Raw genomic sequence first — 21542 nt, 5'->3', positions numbered from 1 at the left:
CTGACGGATCCGTGTCCGCCGGGGGCGGTGGATATGGGGCGGATCCGGGGCGCCCTTCCGTGCGCCCGAATGGAATGCCGGGGGAGCATCACGTGGACCGTTCCGAGCGCAACAGGCTCGTCGAGGACAACCTCGCCATCGTGGGGTACCTCGTGAACGACGTGTGCGCCCGCGCGACGCACCTCTCCCGCGACGACCTGGCGTCAGCCGGCGCGATGGGCCTCGTGCTCGCCGCCGACTCCTACGACCCGTCCCTCGGCGTGCCCTTCGGCGCGTTCGCCCGCCGCCGGATCCTCGGCGCGATCGCCGACGAGATGCGCGCCGCCGACTGGGCGACCCGCACCGCTCGGAAGCGCATCAAGGAGTCCCTCGCGGTGCAGGAGTCGCTGACCGCCGCCCTGGGCCGCACCCCCAGCGTCGACGAGGTCGCCGTCTCGCTCGGTGTCGATCGCGCCTCGGTGACCGAGGCGCTCGCGGACGCCGCGCGCACCGTCTCCTCGCTCGACGACACGATCGCCGACACCATGGCGGCGCAGGTCGCGAGCCCCGAGGACAGCCTGCTCGAGACCGAGCGGACGGGGTATGTGCTCGCCGCCGTCCGATCGCTGCCCGAGCGCATGCGCTACATCGTGGAGCAGATCTACTACGAGGACCGGTCGGTGAAGGAGCTCGCCGAGGAGCTCGGCACCACTCACTCCGCCGTGTCCCAGCAGCGCGCCGAGGCGGTCCGCCTCATGCGCGACGGGCTCACCGCCCACTACGCCGACGAGCCGGCGGCCGAGCAGGAGGCCTCCTCCCGCATCGCCCCGGCGAGGCGCAGCGCCTACCTCGCCCGCCTCGCCGAGAATGCGAGCGCAGCGATGAGCAGGCAGCTCAGCGGACCGGTCGCCGTCCGCTCCGCAGCGTCGTGACCCCCGATCGGGGCGAACGCTAACGCGCCGCGAGGCGCAGCCGATAGGTGATCACGTCGGACCACGGATGGACCGGCAGAACACCCTACTCATGGAGGAAATGCAATGGGGATGCAGATCAACACCAACGTCAGTGCGCTCAACACGTACCGCAACCTGACGAACACCCAGAACAGCCTGAGCAAGTCGCTCGAGAAGCTGTCCAGCGGTCTCCGGATCAACCGCGCGTCCGACGACGCGGCCGGTCTGACGATCGCCGAGGGTCTCAAGTCGCAGATCGGCGGTCTCAACGTCGCCGCTCGCAACGCCCAGGACGGCATCTCGGTCGTGCAGGTCGCGGAAGGTGCGCTTGGGGAGGCGCAGTCGATCCTTCAGCGTCTGCGTGACCTCGCCGTGCAGGCAGGCAACGACTCGAACAGCACCGGCGCCCGCGACGCGATCTCGAAGGAGGCCACGAGCCTCACCGACGAGCTCACCCGCATCAGCAACTCGACCAACTTCAACGGCAAGAAGCTGCTCGACGGCAACGCCGGCACCCTGAAGTTCCAGGTCGGTGCGAGCGGCGACGCCAACAGCCAGATCGATGTCGCGATGACCGACCTCAAGTCGATTGCGTCGAACCTCGGCGCCGCCGGCGCCAAGTTCGACGTCCTCACGCCGACCGAGGTCACCGGGGCGATGAAGTTCACCAACGGCACCACCGACGTCACCGTCACCCTTGGTGGCGCAGGGACCTACAAGACCGTCGGGGATGTCGCCGACGCGCTGAACAAGGACGCGAACTTCGCCACGAACTTCTCGGCCTCAGTGAACGACGACAACCAGCTTGTGGTCACCTCGAAGGCCGGCGGGACCGTCTCCGGTGGCGCCGCCGGTGCCGCCGCTGCTCCGGGTACCGGTATCGACGAGGGCACCGCAGTCGCGGGTGGACTGAGCTTCAGCACCGCCGACGAGGCGCAGGCGGCGATCCGGTCGATCGACGCGCAGCTGACCGCTGTCTCGACCGCCCGCTCGAACTTCGGTGCGCTGCAGAACCGGTTCGAGAGCGCGATCAACACGATCAACGTTTCGGTCGAGAACCTGTCCGCCTCGAAGAGCCGCATCACCGACGTCGACATGGCGGCGGAGATGGTCAACTTCACCCGTGCGAACATCCTGAGCCAGTCGGGCACCTCGATGCTCGCGCAGGCCAACCAGATGCCGCAGATGGCGCTGAAGCTCCTGGGCTGATCCAGCACTGACCGGGCGGCGCGGCAGCTTCGCTGTCGCGCCGCTCGGCGCACCACCCGCACCACAAGCACCACCGACGGCGAGGGAAGGGGAACCGCATGGCCGGTCTGGGCATCGACGGACTCGCGAGCTCCCTGGAGACGACGTCGATCATCACGCAGCTCATGCAGCTGGAGGCGCGTCCGCAGACGCTTCTCAAGACGAAGCTGACCGCGACCACCAGCTTCCTCGCGGACCTCCGGTCCCTCAACACGGCCGTCGCCGGCATCGCGACGAGCGCCAAGGACGTGGGCTCGAGCGCCTCGCTCGCCCTGTTCAGCGCGACCGCCTCCAGTGACGCCGCCACAGCAACCGCACGCACCGGCGCCTCAGCCGGCAGCGTCACCTTCCGGGTGCAGCAGACGGCGCAGGCCCAGTCCATCGTCACCGGCGCGATGACGAAGTGGGGCTCCGACCCCGCAGTCCTCACCATCAAGGGCGCCGACGGCACGCTCACCGAGATCACCGCAGCGTCGACCTCGCTCGAGGACGTCGCGGCCGCCATCAACTCCGCCGGCGCCGGTGTCACGGCGACGCGTGTCGCTTCCGGCAAGGCCGCAGACGGCACCGCGCAGTACCGGCTCCAGCTCACCGCCGCCCAGACCGGCAGCGCGGGGGCCTTCACCGCCTATCGCGGCGCGAAGGCGGACGTGGCGGCCGGCACGGCGCCGTCCCTGCTCGCCGAGTCGGGAGCGGACCAGGTCGCTGCGGCGCGCGACGCCTCGATCGTCCTCTGGGAGGGCAGCTCGGCGGAGCAGACGCTCACCTCGTCGACCAACACCTTCGCCGAGGTCCTCGGCGGGACGGACATCACGGTCGCCAAGGCCGCGACCGAGCCCGTCACCGTCACGGTCGCACAGGACGGGAACGCCGCCTCGGCGGTCGCCAGCGGCTTCGTCGCCAAGCTGTCCGCCCTGTTCGGCACCATCTCGGTGAAGTCGAAGGTGACGCCGTCCACGAACGCGGCGGGCACCCCGATCGTCAGCGCGGGCAGCTTCACCGGCGACTCGACGGTCCGGCAGCTGAAGGACGCCCTCCTCACCGCGGTCATCGACCCGGTCGAGGGCAAGTCGCTCTCCACCATCGGCATCTCGGTCACCCGGGACGGCTCCGTCAGCTTCGACGCCGCGAAGTTCGGCGAGGCGCTGAAGAGCGACCCGGCGGGCACGCAGCGGATGTTCTCGGCTGCGGCGGCGCGGGTGCAGGAGGTCGCCGAGGACGCGTCCGACTCGCTCGACGGCTTCCTGACGAGCAAGGTGACCGGCCAGGAGAATGCCGTCAAGTCCCTGAACGAGAACATCGCCGCGTGGGATCTCCGCCTCGCCAAGCGCAAGGACATGCTGCAGCGGCAGTACACCGCGATGGAGACCGCGATGAGCTCCATTCAGTCCCAGTCCAACTGGCTCGCCTCGCAGCTTGCCGCCCTCACTCCGACGTCGAACTGAGCCGATGAACGATCTCGCCGCCGCCCGCGCCCTCTACAACCGCGACGCAGTGCTGTCCGCGTCCCCCGCGCGGCTGCTCACGATGCTCTACGACCGCCTGCTGCTCGACCTGCAGCGCGCCGAGACGGCACAGGTCGCCGGCTCCTGGGGCACCGCGTCCACTCACCTTCTGCACGCGCAGGAGATCGTGGCCTACCTCGTCGAGACGCTGAAGCCCGAGCTGTGGGACGGGGGGCCCGGCCTGCTCGGCATCTACCAGTTCGTGACCCGGTCGCTGCAGCACGCCAACGTCCACCGCGACGTCGAGCGCACCCGCGAATGCATCGCGCTGCTCGAGCCGCTCCGCTCCGCCTGGCACCAGGCCGCGGCGGAGGCCGCGACCCCCGCGTACGACGGACGCGGCCAGGCTCTTGCCTGATCGCTGGGACGCGGTCCTCGAGGACCTCGAGCACCGGCTGGCCGTCGGCGACCTCGCCGAATGGGCCCCGCCGGCCGGGCTGGACCCGATGCCGCGGAGGCTCGAGCAGCGCGCCCGCGTCCTCCTCGCCCGCCAGCAGGACGCCCTCACCGCCGCAGAGGCGGAGCTCGCCCGCGTGGGCGGGGAGCTCGCCGCGCTGCGCCGGCCCTCCGCCGTCCAGCCCTCCCACCTTCCGGCCTTCATCGACACCGTCGCGTAGCACTGCCCCCTGGTCGGGGGGTGCGGCGCAGCTAACCTGCGCGCTTCCTTCAACCGAGAGTTGACCCTAGAGCACGGATCGCTCACTTCTCCGGCCACGGATCGGCCGCCGCCCTCCTTTCTGCATGGACAGGACGACGTCGTGTTCGACTCCCTCACTACGACCGCGCTCACGACCGCGCTCAGCGGTCTCTCGGCGCGCCAGCGCGCCATCGCGGACAACATCGCGAACGTCAACACTCCGGGCTACCAGGCCAAGCGCGTGCAGTTCGAGGACGCGCTCGCGCAGAGCGTCCGCCGCGGCAGCGGCATCGCGGAGATCACCACGAAGGTCTCCCTCGAGCCCACCAACACCGAGGGCAACAACGTCAACCTCGACACCGAGACGCTCTCCAACATCGACACGGTCCTCCGCTACCAGTTCGCCGCCCGCGCGGTCGAGGGCGAGTTCAACTCCGCCCGCACGGCGATGAGGACCAGCTGATGACGTTCGACGCGATCGGGATCGCGGGCTCCGCCCTCACCGTGCACCGGAAGTGGCTCGACGCCATCTCCGACAACATCGCCAACGTCAACACCGCGTCCGCGACCGACGGCGACGCCTTCCAGGAGCGCTACGTCATCGCGCGGGCGAACACCCGGGATGGCGGCGTCAACGTCGCCGGCACCGCCCTCGGCAGCGCCGAGGGCCGGCTCGCCTACGACCCCGCCAACCCGCTCGCCGACGAGGACGGGCTGGTTCGGATGCCCGACATCGACCTCTCCGCCCAGATGAGCAACCTGATCATGGCCCAGCGCGGGTACGAGGCGAACGCCGCGGTCGTCGACCGGGCGAAGAGCACCTACGAGGCAGCACTGCAGATCGGCAGGTCCTGATGCCCGTCTCCGGCATCTCCGGCGTCTCCGGGATCACCCCGGCGCTTCCGGCATCCGCGACCCAGGCCGCGACCGGCGCGTCCGGCGGATCCTTCGGCGACATGCTCTCCGATGCGGTCGGCAGCCTGCAGGGTCTGCAGCGGACCTCGAGCCAGCTCGCCGTCGCCGCCGTGACCGGTGACCTGGGCGACATCCACGCGGCCACCATCGCGTCGACCCGCGCCGCGGTCACCCTCGAGCTCGTCTCCACCGTGCGCAACAAGGGCGTCGAGGCCTTCAACGAGATCATGAGGATGCAGGCCTGATGCCGGCACAGGTCTCCGGGGCGATGTCGCGCCTCCTCGCCGCGGTCCGCGAGTTCACGATCGCCCAGCGCACCCTCGCGCTGCTCGGCGTCGCCGTGCTCGTGCTCGGCGGCGTCGCGCTCAGCGCCTGGCTCGCCCAGCCGAAGTACTCGCCGCTGTTCTCGGGCCTCGCCGGCGAGGATGCGAGCGCGATCGTCGACCAGCTCGAGGCCGACGGCGTCGCCTACCAGCTGGCCGACGGGGGCAGCACGATCCTGGTGCCCGCCGACAAGGTCGACCAGGAGCGCATCGCCGCGGCCGCCGCCGGCCTGCCGGCGCAGGGCACGAGCGGCTACCAGCTGCTCGACTCGATGGGCGTCACCGCGAGCGAGTTCCAGCAGGACGTCACCTACAAGCGCGCGATCGAGGGTGAGCTCGCCTCGACCATCTCGTCCATCCGCGGCGTCAAGGCCGCGTCCGTTCAGCTCGCGATCCCCGAGGAGAGCGTCTTCGTCTCCGAGCAGGCGGACCCGACGGCCTCGGTCTTCCTCGAGACGTCGGCCACGCTGTCCGAGGACCAGGTCCAGGCGATCGTGCACCTCACGTCCGCCGCGATCGACGGGCTGCTGCCCGAGAACGTCTCCGTCGTCGACTCGAAGGGCACCCTGCTCTCCGTCGTCGGCGAGGGCACCGTCGGCAACTCGGCGCAGCAGGCGAGCGACTACGAGCAGCGCGTCCGGCAGACCGTGCAGTCGATGCTCGACCAGGTGGTCGGTCCCGGCAACTCCACCGTCGTCGTCAACGCGGTCGTCAGCAACGAGTCGGCGCAGCGCGTCGAGGAGACCTACCAGGTGCCGGAGGGCGCGCCGACCACCAGCGAGTCCACCAGCACCGAGTCGTACTCGGGCACCGGGAACGGCACCGAGACCGGCGTGCTCGGCCCGGACAACATCGCGGTGCCGGCCGGCGAGGGCGGCGACGGCTACGTCAACGAGAGCGCGACGAAGAACAACGCGCTCGACAAAGTGACCGAGACCACCGACATCCCCGCCGGCGCGGTCTCGCGCCAGTCCGTCTCGGTCGCGGTGAACCGGGACGCGGTCACGAAGGTGAACGAGCAGACGATCACCGACCTCGTCGCAACCGCCGCCGGTATCCAGAACGCCCGCGGCGACCGCGTCACCGTGGAGCTCACGTCGTTCTCGACGGACGCCGCCGACCGGGCGGCCGAGGCCATCGAGAGCGCCAAGGCGGCGGAGCAGCAGGAGAACATCCTCCGCCTCATCACGACCGGGGCCATCGCGGCGGCCGTGATCGCGGTCGCGATCATCGCGCTCATCCTCTTCCGGCGCCGGTCCCGCCGCACCCCCGCGCCCATCGACGTCGGCAGCCTCGCCGTCGCCCCCGCGGGCGCGGCCGGCCTGGACGCCGCCGCCGGCGCCTGGCCGCTTGCACCCGGCGCCAACCCGCCGGCCCTCGGCGACGCGGCGACGGTGCCGCTCGGTCCGCTCGCCTCACAGGCGCCCACCGAGTTCGAGCGCCTGCAGGCCGACATCAACGCCCTCGCCGGCGCGAACCCCGGGAAGACCGCGGACTACCTGCGGGCTCTCATGGATGATCGGCAGACCGTGTGACCGCGACACGCACCCTGACGGGCACCCAGAAGGCGGCGCTCGTCATCATGAATCTCAGCACCGAGCACGCGGCCGTCGTCATGCGGCAGTTCAGCGAGCAGGAGGCCGAGGAGATCACGGCGGAGATCGTCCGGCTCCGCAACGTCGACGCCGAGACGGCGGAGACCGCGATCCGCGAGTTCAGCGAGCGGAGCATCGGCCGCGCCGCCAACTCGCGCGGCGGCCGCGACTTCGCGGCGGGCCTGCTCGAGGCGTCGTTCGGCGCCGAGCGCGCCCAGGGCTTCCTCGAGCGCCTCGACTCCGGGTCCAGCTTCGAGTTCCTCGACGGCGCCGACGCAGTGCAGGTGTCCTCCCTTCTCGACGGCGAGCTGCCGGAGACGACCGCGTTCGTGCTGACGCGCGTGCGCACCGATCTCGCGTCCGCAGTGCTGGCGCGGCTCGAGCCGTCGGTCCGGGTGGACGTCGCCCAGGCCATCGCGACCATGGGCACCCCGACGCCGGAGGCGGTCAGCATCGTGACGGCCGTGCTCAAGCAGCGGGCCCGGGCCATCGTGCTCCCTCAGGAGAAGGTGCAGGCCTCCGGCGGCGTGCAGCCCCTCGTCGACATCATCAAGCGCTCCGACGCCGCCACCGAGCGCGACCTGCTCGCCGCGCTCGAGGAGCGTGACAGCGAGCTCGCGGAGCAGGTCAAGTCGCGCATGCTCGGCTTCGACGACATCGTCACACTCGAGGAGCGCGACGTGCAGCAGGTGCTGCGCAGCCTCGACCCCGCGATGCTCGCCATCGCCATGAAGGGCGCCAGCCAGTCGGTCATCGAGACCGTGCGGGGCAACATGTCCGAGCGCAACCGGACCGCCCTCGACGAGGAGACCGAGCTGCTCGGCCGCGTGCTGAAGGGCCAGGTCGACGAGGCGCGCAGCCAGGTGGTCCGCGCCATCCGCGATCTGGAGGCCTCGGGCACGATCACCGTCCACCGCGCCGCCGAGGAGGAGGAGTATGTCGACTGACTTCGCCCCCCTCGCCTATCCGGTCCTCCGGGACGACGCCGCCCGCGCCGCCGAGGAGCGCGCGCGCATCGCCGGCCACGCCGCCGGATACGCCGCGGGCCGACGGGCGGCGGCCGCCGCGGTCGAGGCGGAGCGGCTCGCCCAGCAGGCGGAGCACGACCAGGCGATCGCCGCCGGCCGCGCACGGCTCGCTGCGGCGGCGCAAGCGCTCACCCTGGCCGCCGCGCGGCTCGACGCCGCCACCGCGCCCGTGCTCGCCGCCGTGGACGCCTCGCTGCTCGCGGCATCCGTCGAGCTCGCCGAGGCGCTCGTCGACCGCGAGCTCGCCTCCGCTCCGGACGCCCCGCTCGACCGCGTGCGCCGCGTGCTCGACGGTGCCACCGAGCAGCTTCCCGTCCGCGTCCGCCTCGCGCCCGCCGACGCAGAGCTCGCCGGCACGGAGCTCGAGGGGATCGCGGTCCTCGCCGACGCCGCCCTGCACCGGGGCGATGCCGTTGTCGAGCTGCCCGACGGCATCCTCGACGCCCGCATCGCCGCCGCGCTCGACCGCGCCCGCGCCGTCCTCGGGGAGGGACGGTGACCGCGCTGCTGACCCGGCGCCCGCCGGCTCTCGACGCCGTCCGCGCCGCGGCCCTGCCCGAGCGGATCGGCTCCGTCGCCTCCCTCGCCGGCATCGGCGCCGAGGTGCGCGGGCTGCCCGGGGCGATCGGCGATCTGCTCCTGATCGGCGACGGCCGTGCCCGAGCCGAGGTGGTCGCCGTCTCCGGCGCCGGCCTCACCGCGATGCCGCTCGACCCGCTGGACGGGATCCCCGCCGGCGCGCCGGTGCGCTCCACGGGCGCCGCCATGCGCATCCCGGTCGGCGCAGGACTGCTCGGCCGCGTGCTCGACGCCACCGGCCGCCCGATCGACGGGGGCGGACCGGTCGACGCCGCCGGCACGGCCACCATCGACAACGCCCCGCCCTCCGCGCTGCACCGCACGCGAGTCGACTCCGCCCTCCCGCTCGGCGTCCGCGTGCTCGACACCCTGACCACGGTCGGCCGCGGCCAGCGCATCGGGCTCTTCGCCGGCTCCGGCGTCGGCAAGTCCTCGCTGCTGTCGATGATCGCCCGCGGCACCGATGCCGAGGTCTCCGTCATCGCCCTCATCGGCGAGCGCGGCCGTGAGGTGCGCGAGTTCCTCGAGGACGACCTCGGACCCGAGGGGCTCGCTCGGTCGGTCGTGATCGTCTCGACCGCCGACCAGCCGGCCCTGATGCGCGTGCGCGCCGCCTTCACCGCCACGCGCATCGCCGAGTCGTTCCGCGAGGCCGGCTCGCACGCCGTCCTCATGATGGACTCCCTGACGCGGGTCGCGATGGCGCAGCGCGAGATCGGCCTCGCCGTCGGCGAGCCGCCCGCCACCCGCGGCTACCCGCCCTCGGTCTTCGGGCTGCTCGCCCGCCTCCTCGAGCGCGCCGGCACCGCCGAGCAGGGCTCGGTCACCGGCATCTACACCGTCCTCGTCGACGGCGACGACCACAACGAGCCGATCGCCGACACCGCCCGCTCGATCCTCGACGGCCACGTCACCCTCGACCGCCGCCTCGCCTCCGGCGGCCACTTCCCGAGCGTCGAGGTCCTGAGCTCGGTCTCCCGCGTCGCCGGCAAGGTGTGCTCGCCCGAGCAGCTCGCCGCCGCCCGCATGCTCCGCCAGGCGATGGCCGCCCGCCGCGACGTGCAGGACCTCATCGACGTCGGCGCCTACAGCCGCGGGGCCAACCCGCTCGTCGACGCCGCCCTGGCCCTCGACGCTGAGATCGCGGCCTTCCTGCAGCAGCGGATCGACGAGGCCGCCCCGGTCGCCCTGTCCTGGCACCGGCTCGCCGACCTCGCCGCTCGCCTGAGGGGAGCGGCGCATGGCTGAGTTCTCGCTCGCCGGACTGCTCCGGCTGCGCCGCCGCCAGGAGGACCAGGCCGCCGGCGCGCTCCTCCGCGCCAGGTCCCGCGCCTCCGAGCTCGCCGCGCAGCGCACGGGGGTGCGTGAGGCGATGCTCGGGCAGGACGAGGAGGTCGGCTCCATCGAGGCGCTGCACGCGATCGCGGCCGCCCGCGCCTCCACGTCCAGCATGCTCGCGGACCTCCGGACGCTGCAGGTCGACCAGGACGCCGAGGTCGAGCGCGCCCGCGCCGCCCACGAGAAGGCGCGCGCCGCCCGCAAGGCCATCGAGAAGCTCGAGAGCCGCCACGCCTCGGCGGAGGCAGCCGCGGAGCTGCGCGCCGAGCAGGCCGTCCTCGACGACCTCGCGGGCCGCGTGCGCACCGGGAAGGAGGAGCGATGACCGTCCCCGCCTCCGTGCAGGCGGTGCAGTCGCGCATCGCCGAGATCGTCTCCCTCGTGGAGGGGAGCGGCGCCCGCGCGTCGACCGCGACCGCGCCGGCCGCCTTCGCCGACGCCCTGCAGGCCGCGGCCGGTGCCGATCCGTCGTCGGCGCTGCTCGGGGACGGCACCGTCACCGGCGAGGACGTCGCCGCCGCAGCGCAGAAGTACGTCGGCGTCCCCTACGTCTTCGGCGGCACGACCTCGAGCGGCATGGACTGCTCGGGCCTCGTGCAGACCGTGTTCAAGGACCTCGGCATCGACGTGCCGCGCCTCGTGCGCGACCAGGAGGACATCGGCACCGAGGTCCCCTCCCTGGCCGAGGCTAAGCCGGGCGACCTCATCGTCCTCGAGGGCGGCGACCACATCGCCATCTACCTCGGGAACAACACGGTGATCCACGCGCCCTACGCCGGACGGGACGTGTCGGTCCAGAAGCTGTGGGTCGGCGAGGAGGGCATCACCACCATCCGCCGCGTCGTGCCCGAGACCGCCGCGCGCACGCCGGACCTCGCCTCGCTCCTCGGCGGATCGGCGTCGACGTCGTCGCTGGACTCGCTGTCCGCCCTCCTCGGCGGGGGCACGAGCGTCAACTCGTCCACCGCCCAGCAGCTCATGGCGGCGCGCTCCGCCCTCCTCTCCGGGAGCCTCTCGTGATCCCTGTCGCCGCCGCGCCGCGTGGCGCGGACGTCCTCGTGCCGAGCACCCCCGGCGCCGCCGCACCCGACTCCGGCGTCGGCTTCGGCGCCGCCCTCGATCAGGCCGTCTCCGCTCGCCGCGAGCCGGCAGTCGAGAAGCGGGAGGCGCGGCCGGAGGGGCCGGGCGACCAGCCCGGCACCGACGCCGCGTCGACGCCCGGCGCTTCAACCCCCGACGCTCCAGCGCCGGGCGCCTCCGTCGGCCCCCTGCCCGCTACCGGCGGCGCCGCGCCGGCGACGACGCCCACCGCGCCCCTGGTCGCGCCGGAGGCACTGCCGTTCCTCGCTGCCGCCCTGACCGCCGCCGTGCCCGGGACCGCCGAGCCCGCAGCCGCTGCGGCGACCGCCGTCGACCCGGCTGCCGCCGTCGCTGAGGCGGCACCCACCGACCCCGACGCCGCGGGCGCAGCGGCTCTCGTCGCAGGCCCGCCGGCCGCGGCTGCCGCCCTTCCGATCGCCGCCGCCGCGACCGGCGCGACCCCGGCTCCGTCCGCCCCTGCCGCCGATCGGGCCGGCGTCGCGAGCGCTGCCGCGTCGCCGATCGCCTCGGCCGTCCCCGCCTCCGCGCCGGCGGAGCCCGCGGCCGCTCCGCTGCCCGCGGCCGCAGGGGCTCCGGCGTCCAGTGCCACGATCACCGCGGCCTCCGCGGCGCCCGCGGCCGACGCGGCGCGTCCGGCGGCGGCTCCTGCCGACGCGACGACCGCCCTTCCCGCGGCTGCCGCAGCGCCGCGCGCCGCCGCCCCGTCCACGGCACCGGACGCCCCCGTCTCCGGAGCCGCGGCACCGGCCGCCACCTCCGCGGTGGTCGCGTCCGACACGCTGCCACTGCCCGCCGCCGGCGTCCCCGCCCCTCCGGTCACGACCGCTCCGTCGACCGTCGCAGCGCCGGCGGCCACCGCACCGGCACCGGCCCCGCAGCCCCCGCCGCTGCCCCAGCAGCTGGCCGCGCCGATCCTGGAGCTCGCCACCGCGGGGCCCGGGGAGCACATCGTCACCGTCCGCGTCGCGCCCGACCACCTCGGCCCGGTCACGGTCCGTGCCCACGTCTCCGCCGAGGGCATGCGGGTGGAGCTGTTCGCGCCCACCGACCAGGCGCGGGATGCGCTCAAGTCGATCCTTCCGGACCTGCGCCGCGACCTCGCCCAGTCCGGGCCCGGCACGAGCGTCGGCCTCGGTGCGGGCGACGCGGGCACCTCGAGCGGCTCGCGCGGCGACCGCCGGAACGCCCCGCAGCCCGCCTTCCCGTTCTCGGCGCCCGCCTCCACGGCCGCCTCGCCCGTCGCACGCGTCCCGCGAGCGGTGGACCCCCGATCCGTCCTCGACGTACTGGCCTAAGGCAGGAGACACATGACCGACGCCGTGACCGCGGCCGGGACCTCGCTCTACGCGAGCCCCGTCACCCGCGCACCCAAGCAGACGATGGACGGGGAGATGTTCCTCTCCCTGCTCGTCACCCAGCTGCGCAACCAGGACCCGAGCTCGCCCCTCGACACGAACGGGATGATCGAGCAGACGGCGTCGCTCGCCTCCATGGAACAGCTCACCTCGCTCGCGACCGTGACGCAGGACAGCTACGCGCTGCAGCAGCGCATCGCCGCGTCCTCGATCATCGGCACGCAGGTCTCCTACCAGGCCGAGGACGGCAGCACCGTCAGCGGCCTCGCCACGAGCGTCTCGTTCGCCGGCACCACTCCCACCGTCACCGTCGGCGACAAGTCGGTCGAGCTGTCGAAGCTGACCGCCATCGCACGCCCGACAGCGTCCTGACACACCTCCTCAGAAAGGCTTCCGCCATGCTCCGCTCGCTCTACTCCGGCATCTCCGGTCTCCGCGCCCACCAGACGATGCTCGACGTCACCGGCAACAACATCGCCAACGTCAACACGACCGCGTTCAAGGGGTCGTCCGTCCTCTTCCAGGACACCCTGTCCCAGCTCACCGCGGGCGCCGGCCTGGCCGGCGCGGACATCGGCGGCACCAACCCGTCGCAGGTCGGCCTGGGTGTGCAGGTGGCGGGCATCTCCACCAACCTGACGCAGGGCTCCACGCAGGCGACCGGCCGCAACACCGACATGATGATCTCAGGCGACGGGTACTTCGTCACCGAGCAGGCGGGCGAGACGCTCTACACGCGGGCCGGGTCGTTCAACTGGGACTCCCTCGGGCGCCTCACGACCGCCGACGGCTCACTGCTGCAGGGCTGGTCGGCGGCGAACGGCTCCATCGCCCCCGGCGGGGTCGTCGGACCCATCCTCATCCCCAAGGGCACCGTGAGCCAGGCGAAGCAGAGCACCCTCGCCGCCGTCTCCGGCAACCTGCCCTCTGACGCGGCGAACGGCACCGTCATCCGCAGCGACGTGCAGGTGTACGACGCGGTCGGCAACTCCCGCACGCTCTCGGTCGACTTCACGTTCGACAAGGGCGCAGGAACCTGGGGCATCTCCGCCTCGGACGGGACGGGCGCCCCGGTGACCGGCACGCTGTCCTTCACCGACGGCGTGGCCACCGGCGGCACCTCCGTCGTGATCAACGGGGTCACGCTCGACCTCACCAAGGTGTCCGGCTTCGCCCAGCTCAAGACGGTCGGCATCGTGCGCCAGGACGGACAGCCCGCCGGATCGCTGCAGAGCTTCAACATCTCGGCGGACGGCACGCTCGTCGGCTCGTTCAGCAACGGTGCGACCGAGCCGCTCGCTCGGCTCGCCCTCGCCACCTTCGTGAACCCCAGCGGACTCGAGAAGGCGGGCAGCTCCTCCTACCGGGCCTCCGTCAACTCGGGCGACCCGGCGCTCGGCACGGCGGGCTCCGACGGCTTCGGCACCCTCTCCGGCGGTGCGCTCGAGATGAGCAACGTCGACCTCTCGGCCGAGTTCACGAACCTGATCGTCGCGCAGCGCGGCTTCCAGGCGAACGCCCGGATCATCACGACCTCGGACGAGGTCCTGCAGGAGCTCACCAACCTCAAGCGGTAGTCCCGCCGCCTGGCCGGGGGAGCGGAACCCCCGGTCAGGGCACGGGATTCCGGCGTGTCGCGCCGGGAAGTGCCCCCTAGAGGGGTATCGAACGCGCTTACACGGGGCTGTCGCGTGCCGATTGTTCCCTCTGTCACACCTATGACGACCCCACGGACGGGGCCGCGTGACGCCCACGGATGGGGGAAACCGATGATTGTGCTGACGAGGCTCAATGCGAGCACGTTCGCCGTCAACCCGGATCTGATCGAGCGGATCCAGGCGAGCCCCGACACGAGCATCGTGCTCGTCGACGGCACCACGTTCATCGTGCGGGAGTCGGTCGAGGACGTCATCGACCTCATCGCGCACTACCGCGCGAGAGTCATCGCGCTCGCCTCCACGCTGAGCAGCGAGGGCGACGCCCCGCGCCGCGCTCAGCTGGGCGTCGTCGACGGCGATCGGGTCGCCCCGCACGCCCGCAAGGGAGCGCGCTGATGGATCCGGCCACCCTGATCGGCATCGTCCTCGCGTTCGCTTCCCTCCTCGCGATGATCTTCATGGAGGGTGCGAGCCCGTCGGCCCTCATCCTGCCGGCCCCGATGATCCTCGTGTTCGGCGCGACCTTCGCCGTCGGCATCGCGAGCACCACGCTCCCCGACGCCATCCAGGCACTCAAGGCCCTTCCGCGCGCCTTCCTCGGCAAGGTGACGCCGCCTCGCGCCGTCATCGACCAGGTCGTCGGGCTCGCCGAGGTGGCACGCCGCAACGGTCTTCTCGCCCTCGAGCAGGAGGCCGAGGGAGTCACCGACCCGTTCCTCAAGCGGGCGCTGCAGAACATCGCCGACGGCGTCGACGCCGACGACCTGCGCATCATGATGGAGGACGAGGCGGCCACCCGCGAGCGCGGAGGACGCGCCGCCGCCAAGTTCTGGAACTCACTCGGCGGGTTCGCCCCGACGATCGGCATCATCGGCACCGTCGTCTCGCTGACCCACGTGCTCGAGCAGCTGTCCAACCCCGAGACCCTGGGTCACGCGATCGCGGCGGCCTTCGTCGCCACCCTGTGGGGAGTGCTCTCCGCCAACTTCCTCTGGCTGCCGATCGGCGGCCGCATCGGCAAGCTCACCGATCTCGAGAGCGAGCAGATGACCCTCCTCATCGAGGGCGTCATGGCGCTCCAGGCCGGCAGCCAGCCGCGTCTGCTCGGCGAGCGGCTCCTCGCCCTCGTCCCCGAGCACCAGCAGGGCAAGGGCGGCAGGGACAAGGGCGGCAAGGCCGAGAAGGCCGAGGAGCAGGCGGCGTGAGCGGCCATAAGAAGCGCCGTGGCGGCCACGGCGGCGAGTTCCACATGGACGAGCGCTGGATGACGTCCTACGCCGACATGGTCACCGTCCTCATGTGCCTCTTCATCGTGCTGTACGCGATGTCGTCGGTGGATCAGGCGAAGTTCGAGAAGCTCGCCAACTCGCTCGCCACCGGGTTCGGACAGACGCCGAGCCAGACGGTCGACACGGCCGAGGGGGTCGTCGTGCCCGCCGACCTGGTGGACAGCCAGGGCGAGGGATTCACCCCGCTCCAGCTCGCCCAGCTGCAGGTGCACGAGCTCGAGGACATCAAGCACCGCATCGACCTGGCACTCGACGAGGCCGGGGTGGCGGCCGAGGCGATCTCCATCATCGACGCGGACGGCCTCACCGTCGGCCTCGTCGGCGAGGACACCTTCTTCGACGGCAACAGCGCTCAGCTGAAGGCCACGGCGGAGGAGGTGCTGCGCAGCATCGCGCCGGTCCTCGCACCGCTCGCCAACCAGATCACCGTCGAGGGCCACGCCGACCCGCACGGCTCACCGGCCCCGTTCGCCACCGACTGGGAGCTCTCCGCCGCTCGATCGACGGCCGTCCTCCGCTTCCTCGTCGAGGGCGGAGGGGTGCAGGGCACCAGCATCTCGTCCGTCTCCTACGGCTCCACCCGGCCCAACAAGCTGGCCGAACAGCAGTCCGGACAGGAGAACCGCCGCGTGGACATCGTCATCCACCCGACGAGCACCGACGAGGTGAGCGCGCTGATCCCCGACGTGGTGGCCGGCGCCACCGACGAGGCGGGCGACGAGCACGCGAAGGCCGAGGAGCACGAGGCCGACACGCACACCGAAGCCGCCGGCACCGGGGGGCACTGAATGGTGCCTTCCCGCATCGGGCGCCGCTCGCACTTTCCCGTGCCCGGCTCAGCCGCGGCGCAGATCGCCGCCCTACCTGCTCTTTCCCTCGCCCGCACCCCCCGCAACGGGGGGCAAAACGGCCTCGCCGCGACCGTGGGAGGCGCCGCCTAGGGAACACACCGCGCCAATCCCGACCCGGGTTCCAGCCGCCCCCGCATAATGCCGAAGTGGGGGTACGGAAGAGGCTGGGCGCGAGCGTGCGCGGCGCGGAGCTGAGCGTCGAGCCCTACGACTTCTACCGGCCGGCAGCCCTCAGCCGTGACCAGTCGCGGATGCTCGAGCTCGTCTACGAGACCTTCGCCCGCCAGTGGGGCACGCAGCTCACCGCGAAGGTGCGGGTGGTGTCCCGGGTCACCTTCGGTGTCACCTCCCTGCAGACGTACGACGAGTACATCTCCCGGCTGCCCGAGACGAGCGCGATGGTGCTGCTCGCCCTCGAGGGCGTGGCCGCCCGCGGCATCCTCCAGTTCCCGGGCGCAGCCGCCCTCGGCTGGATCGGCCGGATGCTCGGCGGCGCAGGCGGCGGGGAGCGCAGGGAGCGCCCCTTCACCCAGATCGAGCAGGCCCTCGTGCGCCGTCTCGCGGAGGACGCCCTCGAGGACCTCCGCTATTCGATGGGGCCGCTGCTGCCTCTCGCCGTGTCGGTCGAGACCTTCCACCACAACCCGCAGTTCGCCCAGGCGGCGGCGACCACCGACCTCATGATCGTGGCCCTGTTCGACATCGAGGTCGGCGACCGCACCACGTCGGCCACCCTGGCCCTGCCCGCGGAGGCACTCCTGCCGCAGGTGGGCAGCTTCGAGCCGCAGCAGTCGGTCGCCGAGGGGCAGGTCAATCTCCGCGCCCACCTCGCCGCGGCACCCGTCGAGGTCGCCCTCGCCTTCGATCCCACCCCGGTGAACCCCCGCGTCGTGCTCGGCCTCGCCGAGGGCGACCTCATCCGGCTCGTCCACCCCCAGCACCGCCCGCTCACGCTGACCGTCGCCGGCCAGCCCGTTGCCCGCGCCGCGGTCGGCGCCAACGGCAGCCGGCTCGCCTGCGTGATCGTCGACTCCCAGGAGGCGTCATGAACTTCCCCGCTCCCGTTGCCGACACCTCGCTGGGCGCTCCGATCGCGGATGCGCTCGTCCGTCACCTGCCCGGTCCCGCCCTCATGGCCACTCGGCACGCCGGGGGCCCCATCCCGCCGCGTGAGCTCTCGCGTGCCGTGCGCGCCACCTTCGTCGGCTCACGCTCCGCCGAGCTCGCGCTGATCCTCCTCGACCGCGACGGCCTCGCCGAGGCGGCCGGCGGCGTCGTCGTCGACGCCGGGGACGTGCTGCGTCCCGCCCTCGAGCAGGCGGCGGCCGCCCTCGGCGACGGGATGCTCGGCGACGCCCGCGAGGGTGACGCGAGCGCGCTCTTCGCCGCCCCCGACAGTGCGGTCTTCGAGCTCGTCGGCGAGAGCGGCGTCGCCGGCTGGTTCGCGGTCGGCGTCCGCGGCGGGGCGCCCCGGACGACCGTGAACCCGGTGCTCGGTGGGAAGCTCGGCCGCATCAACAACGTCGAGATGACGCTGGCGGTCGAGATCGGCCGCACGCGCATGTCGGTCCGCGACCTGCTCGCCATGGAGCCCGGCGCCGTCGTCGAGCTCGACCGCTCCGTCGGCACCCCCGCCGACGTGATGCTCAACGGCCGGCTCATCGCCCACGGCGAGATCGTCGTCGTCGACCAGGAGTTCGCCGTGCGGATCACGAAGATCCTCGACGCCGTCGAGGCCGACTGACCCCTCATGGACACCGTCTTCCTCGCGCTCCGCGTCGTCGTCTCCCTCGGCGCGGTCCTCGCTGTGATCTGGTTCGCGCGCCGGTGGCTCACCGGCGGCGCGAAGGCGCGCGCCCGCACGCGCCACGTCACGGTGCTCGCGAAGCAGGCGGTCGGCGCGAAGGCGACCATCGCGGTGGTGGAGGCCGACGGCCGCCGCTACCTCCTCGGCGTCACCGAGCACGCGGTGTCGGTGCTCGACCAGCTCGACCCGGCGCCCGCGGAGGTGGCGACGAGGCCCATCCCGCTGCCGTCGTTCGCCCGCGCGCTCGAGGAGGCGCAGAGCGCGCCGCAGCCGCCGCGCGACCCGATCCCGCTCCTCCCCGCGACCCGCCGGGCCGCGCGCGAGGCGGAGGCCGCCCAGGGGCAGAAGCCCGCCGCGAGCGGCTCGATCCTCTCCCCGGACACCTGGCGCCAGACCGCCATGGCGCTGCGGCGGGCCCGGTGAGGGCCGCCGCTCCCCGGGAACGAGGAGCGGGAGTCCTCCGGATCGGCGCCCTCCTCGGCGCCGCCCTGATCCTCGGCGGCGTGCTCGCCGTCGGGATGCCGGAGCTCGCCTCCGCCGCTCCCGTCGACCCGGTGGCGCCTGTCGTGCCGACCCCGACGCCTCCCGGCGACATCTCGATCAACATCGACGGCGGCAGCGGCCCGTCGAGCTCGATCGTCGTGCTCCTCGGCATCACGCTGCTGTCGGTCGCGCCCGCGCTGCTGCTGATGATGAGCTCGTTCACGAAGATCTTCGTCGTGCTGGCCCTCACCCGGAACGCGCTGGGGGTGAACACCATCCCGCCGAACCAGGTGATCGCGGGCCTCGCGCTCTTCCTGTCCCTGTTCATCATGTGGCCGGTGCTGACCGTCGTGAACACCGAGGCCGTGCAGCCCTTCATGGCCGGAGCGATCGACTTCGGCACCGCGCTCGACCTCGCCACCGGGCCGCTCAAGGACTTCATGCTCGCGCACGTCCGTGAGGAGGACATCGCGCTGATGACGCGGGCCGCCGGTCAGGAGAACCCCGCGACCCCCGAGGCGACGCCCATCGTGACCCTCATCCCCGCGTTCATGATCTCGGAGCTGCGGGCGGCGTTCATCATCGGGCTCGTCATCTTCGTGCCGTTCCTCGTGATCGACCTCGTCGTGTCGTCCGGCCTCATGGCGATGGGCATGATGATGCTCCCGCCGGTGATGATCTCGCTGCCGTTCAAGATCCTGCTGTTCATCCTCGTCGACGGCTGGGGTCTCATCATCACGTCCCTCATCCGCAGCTACGGGACCTGAGCATGGATCAGAACGCCGTCCTCGACATCGCGCTGCAGGCACTCATGCTGGCGGCCAAGCTCAGTGCGCCCATGCTCGTCACGAGCCTCGTCGTCGGCTTCGCGATCTCGGTGTTCCAGTCGATCACCCAGATCCAGGAGGTCACGCTCTCCTTCGTGCCGAAGGCGGTCGCGGTGTCGGTCGCGCTGCTCGTCTGCGGCCACTGGATGATCACCGAGGCGGTCGACTTCACGAACGGGCTCTTCGCGCTCCTCCCACGGCTGCTCGAGGGGGGCTGATGCAGCTCGCGGTCAACTTCGCCTGGCTGGAGGCGACGATGCTCGCGGGCGTGCGGATGATCGCGTTCCTCGTGATCGCCCCGCCCTTCTCCTACAACGGCTTCCCGATGCGCATCAAGGGGATGCTCGCGATCGCCCTCGCCATGGTCGTCGCGCCGCGCGTCACCCCCGGCTACGCGCCGCTCGACACCGGCCCGTTCCTGCTCGCGCTCGTCGCCCAGGTCGTCATCGGGGGCGTGCTCGGCTTCCTCGTCTACCTCGTGTTCGCGGCGATCCAGTCCGCCGGCGCCCTCATCGACCTCTTCGCCGGATTCTCCATGGCGCAGGCCTTCGACCCCGGCTCCTTTCTCAACGGCGCCCAGTTCACGCGCCTGATGCACCTCGTCGCCCTCGCGCTGCTGTTCACGAGCGGCGGCGCCGAGATGATCATCGGCGGCCTGGTCCGCACGTTCGACGCCCTCCCGGTCACCGGCATGCTCGACATGACGGACCCCGGCGCCGCTCTGGTCGGCGGGGTCACGCAGATGTTCCTCGCCTCCGTGCAGATCGCCGGGCCGATCCTGCTCGTGCTGTTCCTCGCCGACGTCGGACTCGCCCTCCTCACCCGCGTCGCCCCGCAGATGAATGCGTTCCAGCTCGGCTTCCCGCTCAAGATCCTCATCACGCTCCTGCTCGCGAGCGTCGTGTTCCTCGCCCTGCCCCGCATCGTCGCCGCCCTCGTCGACGACGCCCTCGCGCTGATGGGGGTGAGCGGCTGATGAGCGACGCCGGAGAGCGCACCGAACAAGCCACCCCGAAGCGGATGAAGGAGGTCCGCAAGAAGGGCCAGCTCTCGAGCTCGCGCGACCTCACGGGCTGGCTCGGCATGGCCGCCGGCGTGCTCGCGCTGCCCGCGGTCCTCTCGAGCGGCACGGACGCCACCACCGGGATGGTCGCGGCCTTCCGGGTGGTCGCCGCGAAGCCGACCCCCGAGGTGGCGCTCGATTGGGTCGGTAACGCGCTCACCCAGGTGGTGCCGATCCTCACCCCGCTGTTCGTCGCGGTCCTCGTCGGCACGGTCGCCGGCGCGGCCGTCCAGGGCGGGATCCGGTTCAAGCAGCTGAAGTTCAGCGGCGAGCACTTCAACCTCGTGAAGGGCGTCACCCGCATCTTCGGCAAGCAGGCGCTGTGGGAGGGCGCGAAGGCGCTGCTCAAGACCGCGGTGGTCGGCATCGTGCTCGTGGCGGCGATCCAGGGCCTCGTCCCGCTGCTGATGTCGGCCGGCGGGATGCCCGTGTCGAGCCTCCTCGACGCCGCGGCCGGCGCGGTCGGCACCCTGCTGCAGGCCGCCGTCGTCTCGGGCATCGCGCTCGCGCTCGTCGACGTGTTCGTCGTGATGCGCCGCAACCGCAAGCACACGCGGATGACCAAGCGCGAGGTGCGCGACGAGAACAAGAACACCGAGGGCGACCCGATGGTGCGCGCACAGCGCCGCGCCCGGCAGCTCTCGATGTCGCGCAACCGCATGATCGCCGCCGTCTCCGGCGCGGACGTCGTGCTCCTCAATCCGACCCACGTCGCCGTCGCCCTCAAGTACGAGCCGGGCAAGAGCGCCCCCCGCGTCGTCGCGAAGGGCGCGGGCGCCGTCGCCGCGAAGATCCGCGAGCGCGCCGCCGACACGCGGGTCCCGATGGTGCAGGACGTGCCGCTCGCGCGGTCCCTGTACGCGGCGTGCGAGGTCGGCCAGGAGATCCCCGTCGAGCTCTACGGGGCCGTCGCCCGCGTGCTCGCTTTCGTGATGTCGCTGAAGTCGCGCGGCGCGTCACTCGGTGTCCACCACCTCGCGGGGTCGGCGGCATGAGAGGAATGTCCCG

General features: G+C 72.3%; 27 protein-coding genes. All 27 read left to right on the top strand.

The genetic code is table 11. The features are described from left to right. The first annotated feature begins 92 nt into the window (after positions 1 to 92). The 27 genes from J3P36_RS09725 to J3P36_RS09595 all read left to right on the top strand — a co-directional run bounded on the left by J3P36_RS09725 (position 93) and on the right by J3P36_RS09595 (position 21529). On the top strand, positions 93 to 911 hold the full coding sequence (locus tag J3P36_RS09725; RefSeq protein WP_210507532.1) for a sigma-70 family RNA polymerase sigma factor: 819 nt from the start codon (positions 93 to 95) through the stop codon (positions 909 to 911). Positions 912 to 1016: 105 nt separating this feature from the next. Continuing rightward, positions 1017 to 2141 (top strand): flagellin, encoded by a 1125-nt coding sequence (locus tag J3P36_RS09720; RefSeq protein ID WP_210507530.1) that lies wholly within the window; start codon positions 1017 to 1019, stop codon positions 2139 to 2141. A gap of 98 nt (positions 2142 to 2239) precedes the next feature. Next, positions 2240 to 3625: a flagellar filament capping protein FliD gene (fliD, locus tag J3P36_RS09715; RefSeq protein WP_210507528.1), complete on the top strand. Its 1386-nt coding sequence runs from the start codon at positions 2240 to 2242 to the stop codon at positions 3623 to 3625. A gap of 4 nt (positions 3626 to 3629) precedes the next feature. Continuing rightward, positions 3630 to 4043, top strand: coding sequence for a flagellar export chaperone FliS (gene fliS, locus J3P36_RS09710; RefSeq protein WP_210507526.1), 414 nt, complete (start codon positions 3630 to 3632; stop codon positions 4041 to 4043). Further along, entirely contained in the window at positions 4036 to 4302 is a 267-nt protein-coding gene (locus J3P36_RS09705) for a hypothetical protein (RefSeq protein ID WP_210507525.1), read from the top strand. The genes fliS and J3P36_RS09705 overlap by 8 nt, the downstream gene beginning before the upstream one ends. 141 nt (positions 4303 to 4443) lie before the next feature. Next, a complete protein-coding gene (gene flgB / locus J3P36_RS09700) occupies positions 4444 to 4785 on the top strand; it encodes a flagellar basal body rod protein FlgB (RefSeq protein ID WP_210507523.1) in 342 nt (113 codons plus the stop codon). After that, positions 4785 to 5177: a flagellar basal body rod protein FlgC gene (locus J3P36_RS09695; RefSeq protein ID WP_210507521.1), complete on the top strand. Its 393-nt coding sequence runs from the start codon at positions 4785 to 4787 to the stop codon at positions 5175 to 5177. Before flgB ends, J3P36_RS09695 begins: the two co-directional genes overlap by 1 nt. Then, positions 5177 to 5482 carry a flagellar hook-basal body complex protein FliE gene (gene fliE, locus J3P36_RS09690; RefSeq protein ID WP_210507519.1) on the top strand — a complete coding sequence of 102 codons (306 nt, stop codon included), beginning with the start codon at positions 5177 to 5179 and terminating at the stop codon, positions 5480 to 5482. The genes J3P36_RS09695 and fliE overlap by 1 nt, the downstream gene beginning before the upstream one ends. Beyond that, entirely contained in the window at positions 5482 to 7095 is a 1614-nt protein-coding gene (gene fliF / locus J3P36_RS09685) for a flagellar basal-body MS-ring/collar protein FliF (protein WP_210507505.1), read from the top strand. Before fliE ends, fliF begins: the two co-directional genes overlap by 1 nt. Beyond that, a complete protein-coding gene (locus J3P36_RS09680) occupies positions 7092 to 8102 on the top strand; it encodes a FliG C-terminal domain-containing protein (RefSeq protein WP_210507504.1) in 1011 nt (336 codons plus the stop codon). Before fliF ends, J3P36_RS09680 begins: the two co-directional genes overlap by 4 nt. Next, the gene (locus J3P36_RS09675; protein WP_210507502.1) at positions 8092 to 8682 is read left to right on the top strand and encodes a FliH/SctL family protein; all 591 of its coding nucleotides are present in this window, start codon (positions 8092 to 8094) and stop codon (positions 8680 to 8682) included. Before J3P36_RS09680 ends, J3P36_RS09675 begins: the two co-directional genes overlap by 11 nt. After that, the gene (locus tag J3P36_RS09670) at positions 8679 to 10010 is read left to right on the top strand and encodes a FliI/YscN family ATPase (RefSeq protein WP_210507500.1); all 1332 of its coding nucleotides are present in this window, start codon (positions 8679 to 8681) and stop codon (positions 10008 to 10010) included. The genes J3P36_RS09675 and J3P36_RS09670 overlap by 4 nt, the downstream gene beginning before the upstream one ends. After that, on the top strand, positions 10003 to 10425 hold the full coding sequence (locus tag J3P36_RS09665; RefSeq protein WP_210507498.1) for a flagellar FliJ family protein: 423 nt from the start codon (positions 10003 to 10005) through the stop codon (positions 10423 to 10425). Before J3P36_RS09670 ends, J3P36_RS09665 begins: the two co-directional genes overlap by 8 nt. Continuing rightward, positions 10422 to 11120 (top strand): C40 family peptidase, encoded by a 699-nt coding sequence (locus J3P36_RS09660; RefSeq protein ID WP_210507496.1) that lies wholly within the window; start codon positions 10422 to 10424, stop codon positions 11118 to 11120. The genes J3P36_RS09665 and J3P36_RS09660 overlap by 4 nt, the downstream gene beginning before the upstream one ends. After that, the gene (locus J3P36_RS16805) at positions 11117 to 12496 is read left to right on the top strand and encodes a flagellar hook-length control protein FliK (RefSeq protein ID WP_210507494.1); all 1380 of its coding nucleotides are present in this window, start codon (positions 11117 to 11119) and stop codon (positions 12494 to 12496) included. Before J3P36_RS09660 ends, J3P36_RS16805 begins: the two co-directional genes overlap by 4 nt. 12 nt (positions 12497 to 12508) lie before the next feature. After that, positions 12509 to 12928 (top strand): flagellar hook capping FlgD N-terminal domain-containing protein, encoded by a 420-nt coding sequence (locus J3P36_RS09650; protein ID WP_210507492.1) that lies wholly within the window; start codon positions 12509 to 12511, stop codon positions 12926 to 12928. 26 nt (positions 12929 to 12954) lie between these two features. Then, positions 12955 to 14133, top strand: a complete 1179-nt coding sequence (locus tag J3P36_RS09645; RefSeq protein WP_210507490.1) for a flagellar hook protein FlgE — start codon at positions 12955 to 12957, stop codon at positions 14131 to 14133. A gap of 192 nt (positions 14134 to 14325) precedes the next feature. Next, complete coding sequence (locus J3P36_RS09640) at positions 14326 to 14610, top strand: flagellar FlbD family protein (protein ID WP_210507488.1); 285 nt, start codon at positions 14326 to 14328, stop codon at positions 14608 to 14610. After that, a complete protein-coding gene (locus J3P36_RS09635; protein ID WP_210507486.1) occupies positions 14610 to 15419 on the top strand; it encodes a motility protein A in 810 nt (269 codons plus the stop codon). Before J3P36_RS09640 ends, J3P36_RS09635 begins: the two co-directional genes overlap by 1 nt. Next, a complete protein-coding gene (locus J3P36_RS09630; protein ID WP_307807030.1) occupies positions 15416 to 16291 on the top strand; it encodes a flagellar motor protein MotB in 876 nt (291 codons plus the stop codon). Before J3P36_RS09635 ends, J3P36_RS09630 begins: the two co-directional genes overlap by 4 nt. Before the next feature lie 209 nt (positions 16292 to 16500). After that, on the top strand, positions 16501 to 17403 hold the full coding sequence (locus tag J3P36_RS09625; RefSeq protein ID WP_307807029.1) for a flagellar motor switch protein FliM: 903 nt from the start codon (positions 16501 to 16503) through the stop codon (positions 17401 to 17403). Next, positions 17400 to 18098: a flagellar motor switch protein FliN gene (fliN, locus tag J3P36_RS09620; RefSeq protein WP_246854481.1), complete on the top strand. Its 699-nt coding sequence runs from the start codon at positions 17400 to 17402 to the stop codon at positions 18096 to 18098. The genes J3P36_RS09625 and fliN overlap by 4 nt, the downstream gene beginning before the upstream one ends. A 6-nt stretch (positions 18099 to 18104) precedes the next feature. After that, positions 18105 to 18584, top strand: a complete 480-nt coding sequence (fliO, locus tag J3P36_RS09615; RefSeq protein WP_210507484.1) for a flagellar biosynthetic protein FliO — start codon at positions 18105 to 18107, stop codon at positions 18582 to 18584. Continuing rightward, positions 18581 to 19411 carry a flagellar type III secretion system pore protein FliP gene (fliP, locus tag J3P36_RS09610; protein WP_307807028.1) on the top strand — a complete coding sequence of 277 codons (831 nt, stop codon included), beginning with the start codon at positions 18581 to 18583 and terminating at the stop codon, positions 19409 to 19411. The genes fliO and fliP overlap by 4 nt, the downstream gene beginning before the upstream one ends. 2 nt (positions 19412 to 19413) lie before the next feature. Further along, on the top strand, positions 19414 to 19689 hold the full coding sequence (fliQ, locus tag J3P36_RS09605; protein WP_210507482.1) for a flagellar biosynthesis protein FliQ: 276 nt from the start codon (positions 19414 to 19416) through the stop codon (positions 19687 to 19689). After that, positions 19689 to 20447: a flagellar biosynthetic protein FliR gene (locus tag J3P36_RS09600; protein ID WP_210507480.1), complete on the top strand. Its 759-nt coding sequence runs from the start codon at positions 19689 to 19691 to the stop codon at positions 20445 to 20447. Before fliQ ends, J3P36_RS09600 begins: the two co-directional genes overlap by 1 nt. Continuing rightward, on the top strand, positions 20447 to 21529 hold the full coding sequence (locus tag J3P36_RS09595) for a flagellar biosynthesis protein FlhB (protein WP_210507478.1): 1083 nt from the start codon (positions 20447 to 20449) through the stop codon (positions 21527 to 21529). The genes J3P36_RS09600 and J3P36_RS09595 overlap by 1 nt, the downstream gene beginning before the upstream one ends. Positions 21530 to 21542: the final 13 nt, after the last annotated feature.

The sequence above is a fragment of the Naasia sp. SYSU D00057 genome, assembly GCF_017916505.1.
GTDB lineage: Bacteria > Actinomycetota > Actinomycetes > Actinomycetales > Microbacteriaceae > Naasia.
This window is presented reverse-complemented; position numbering and strand designations above follow the sequence as displayed.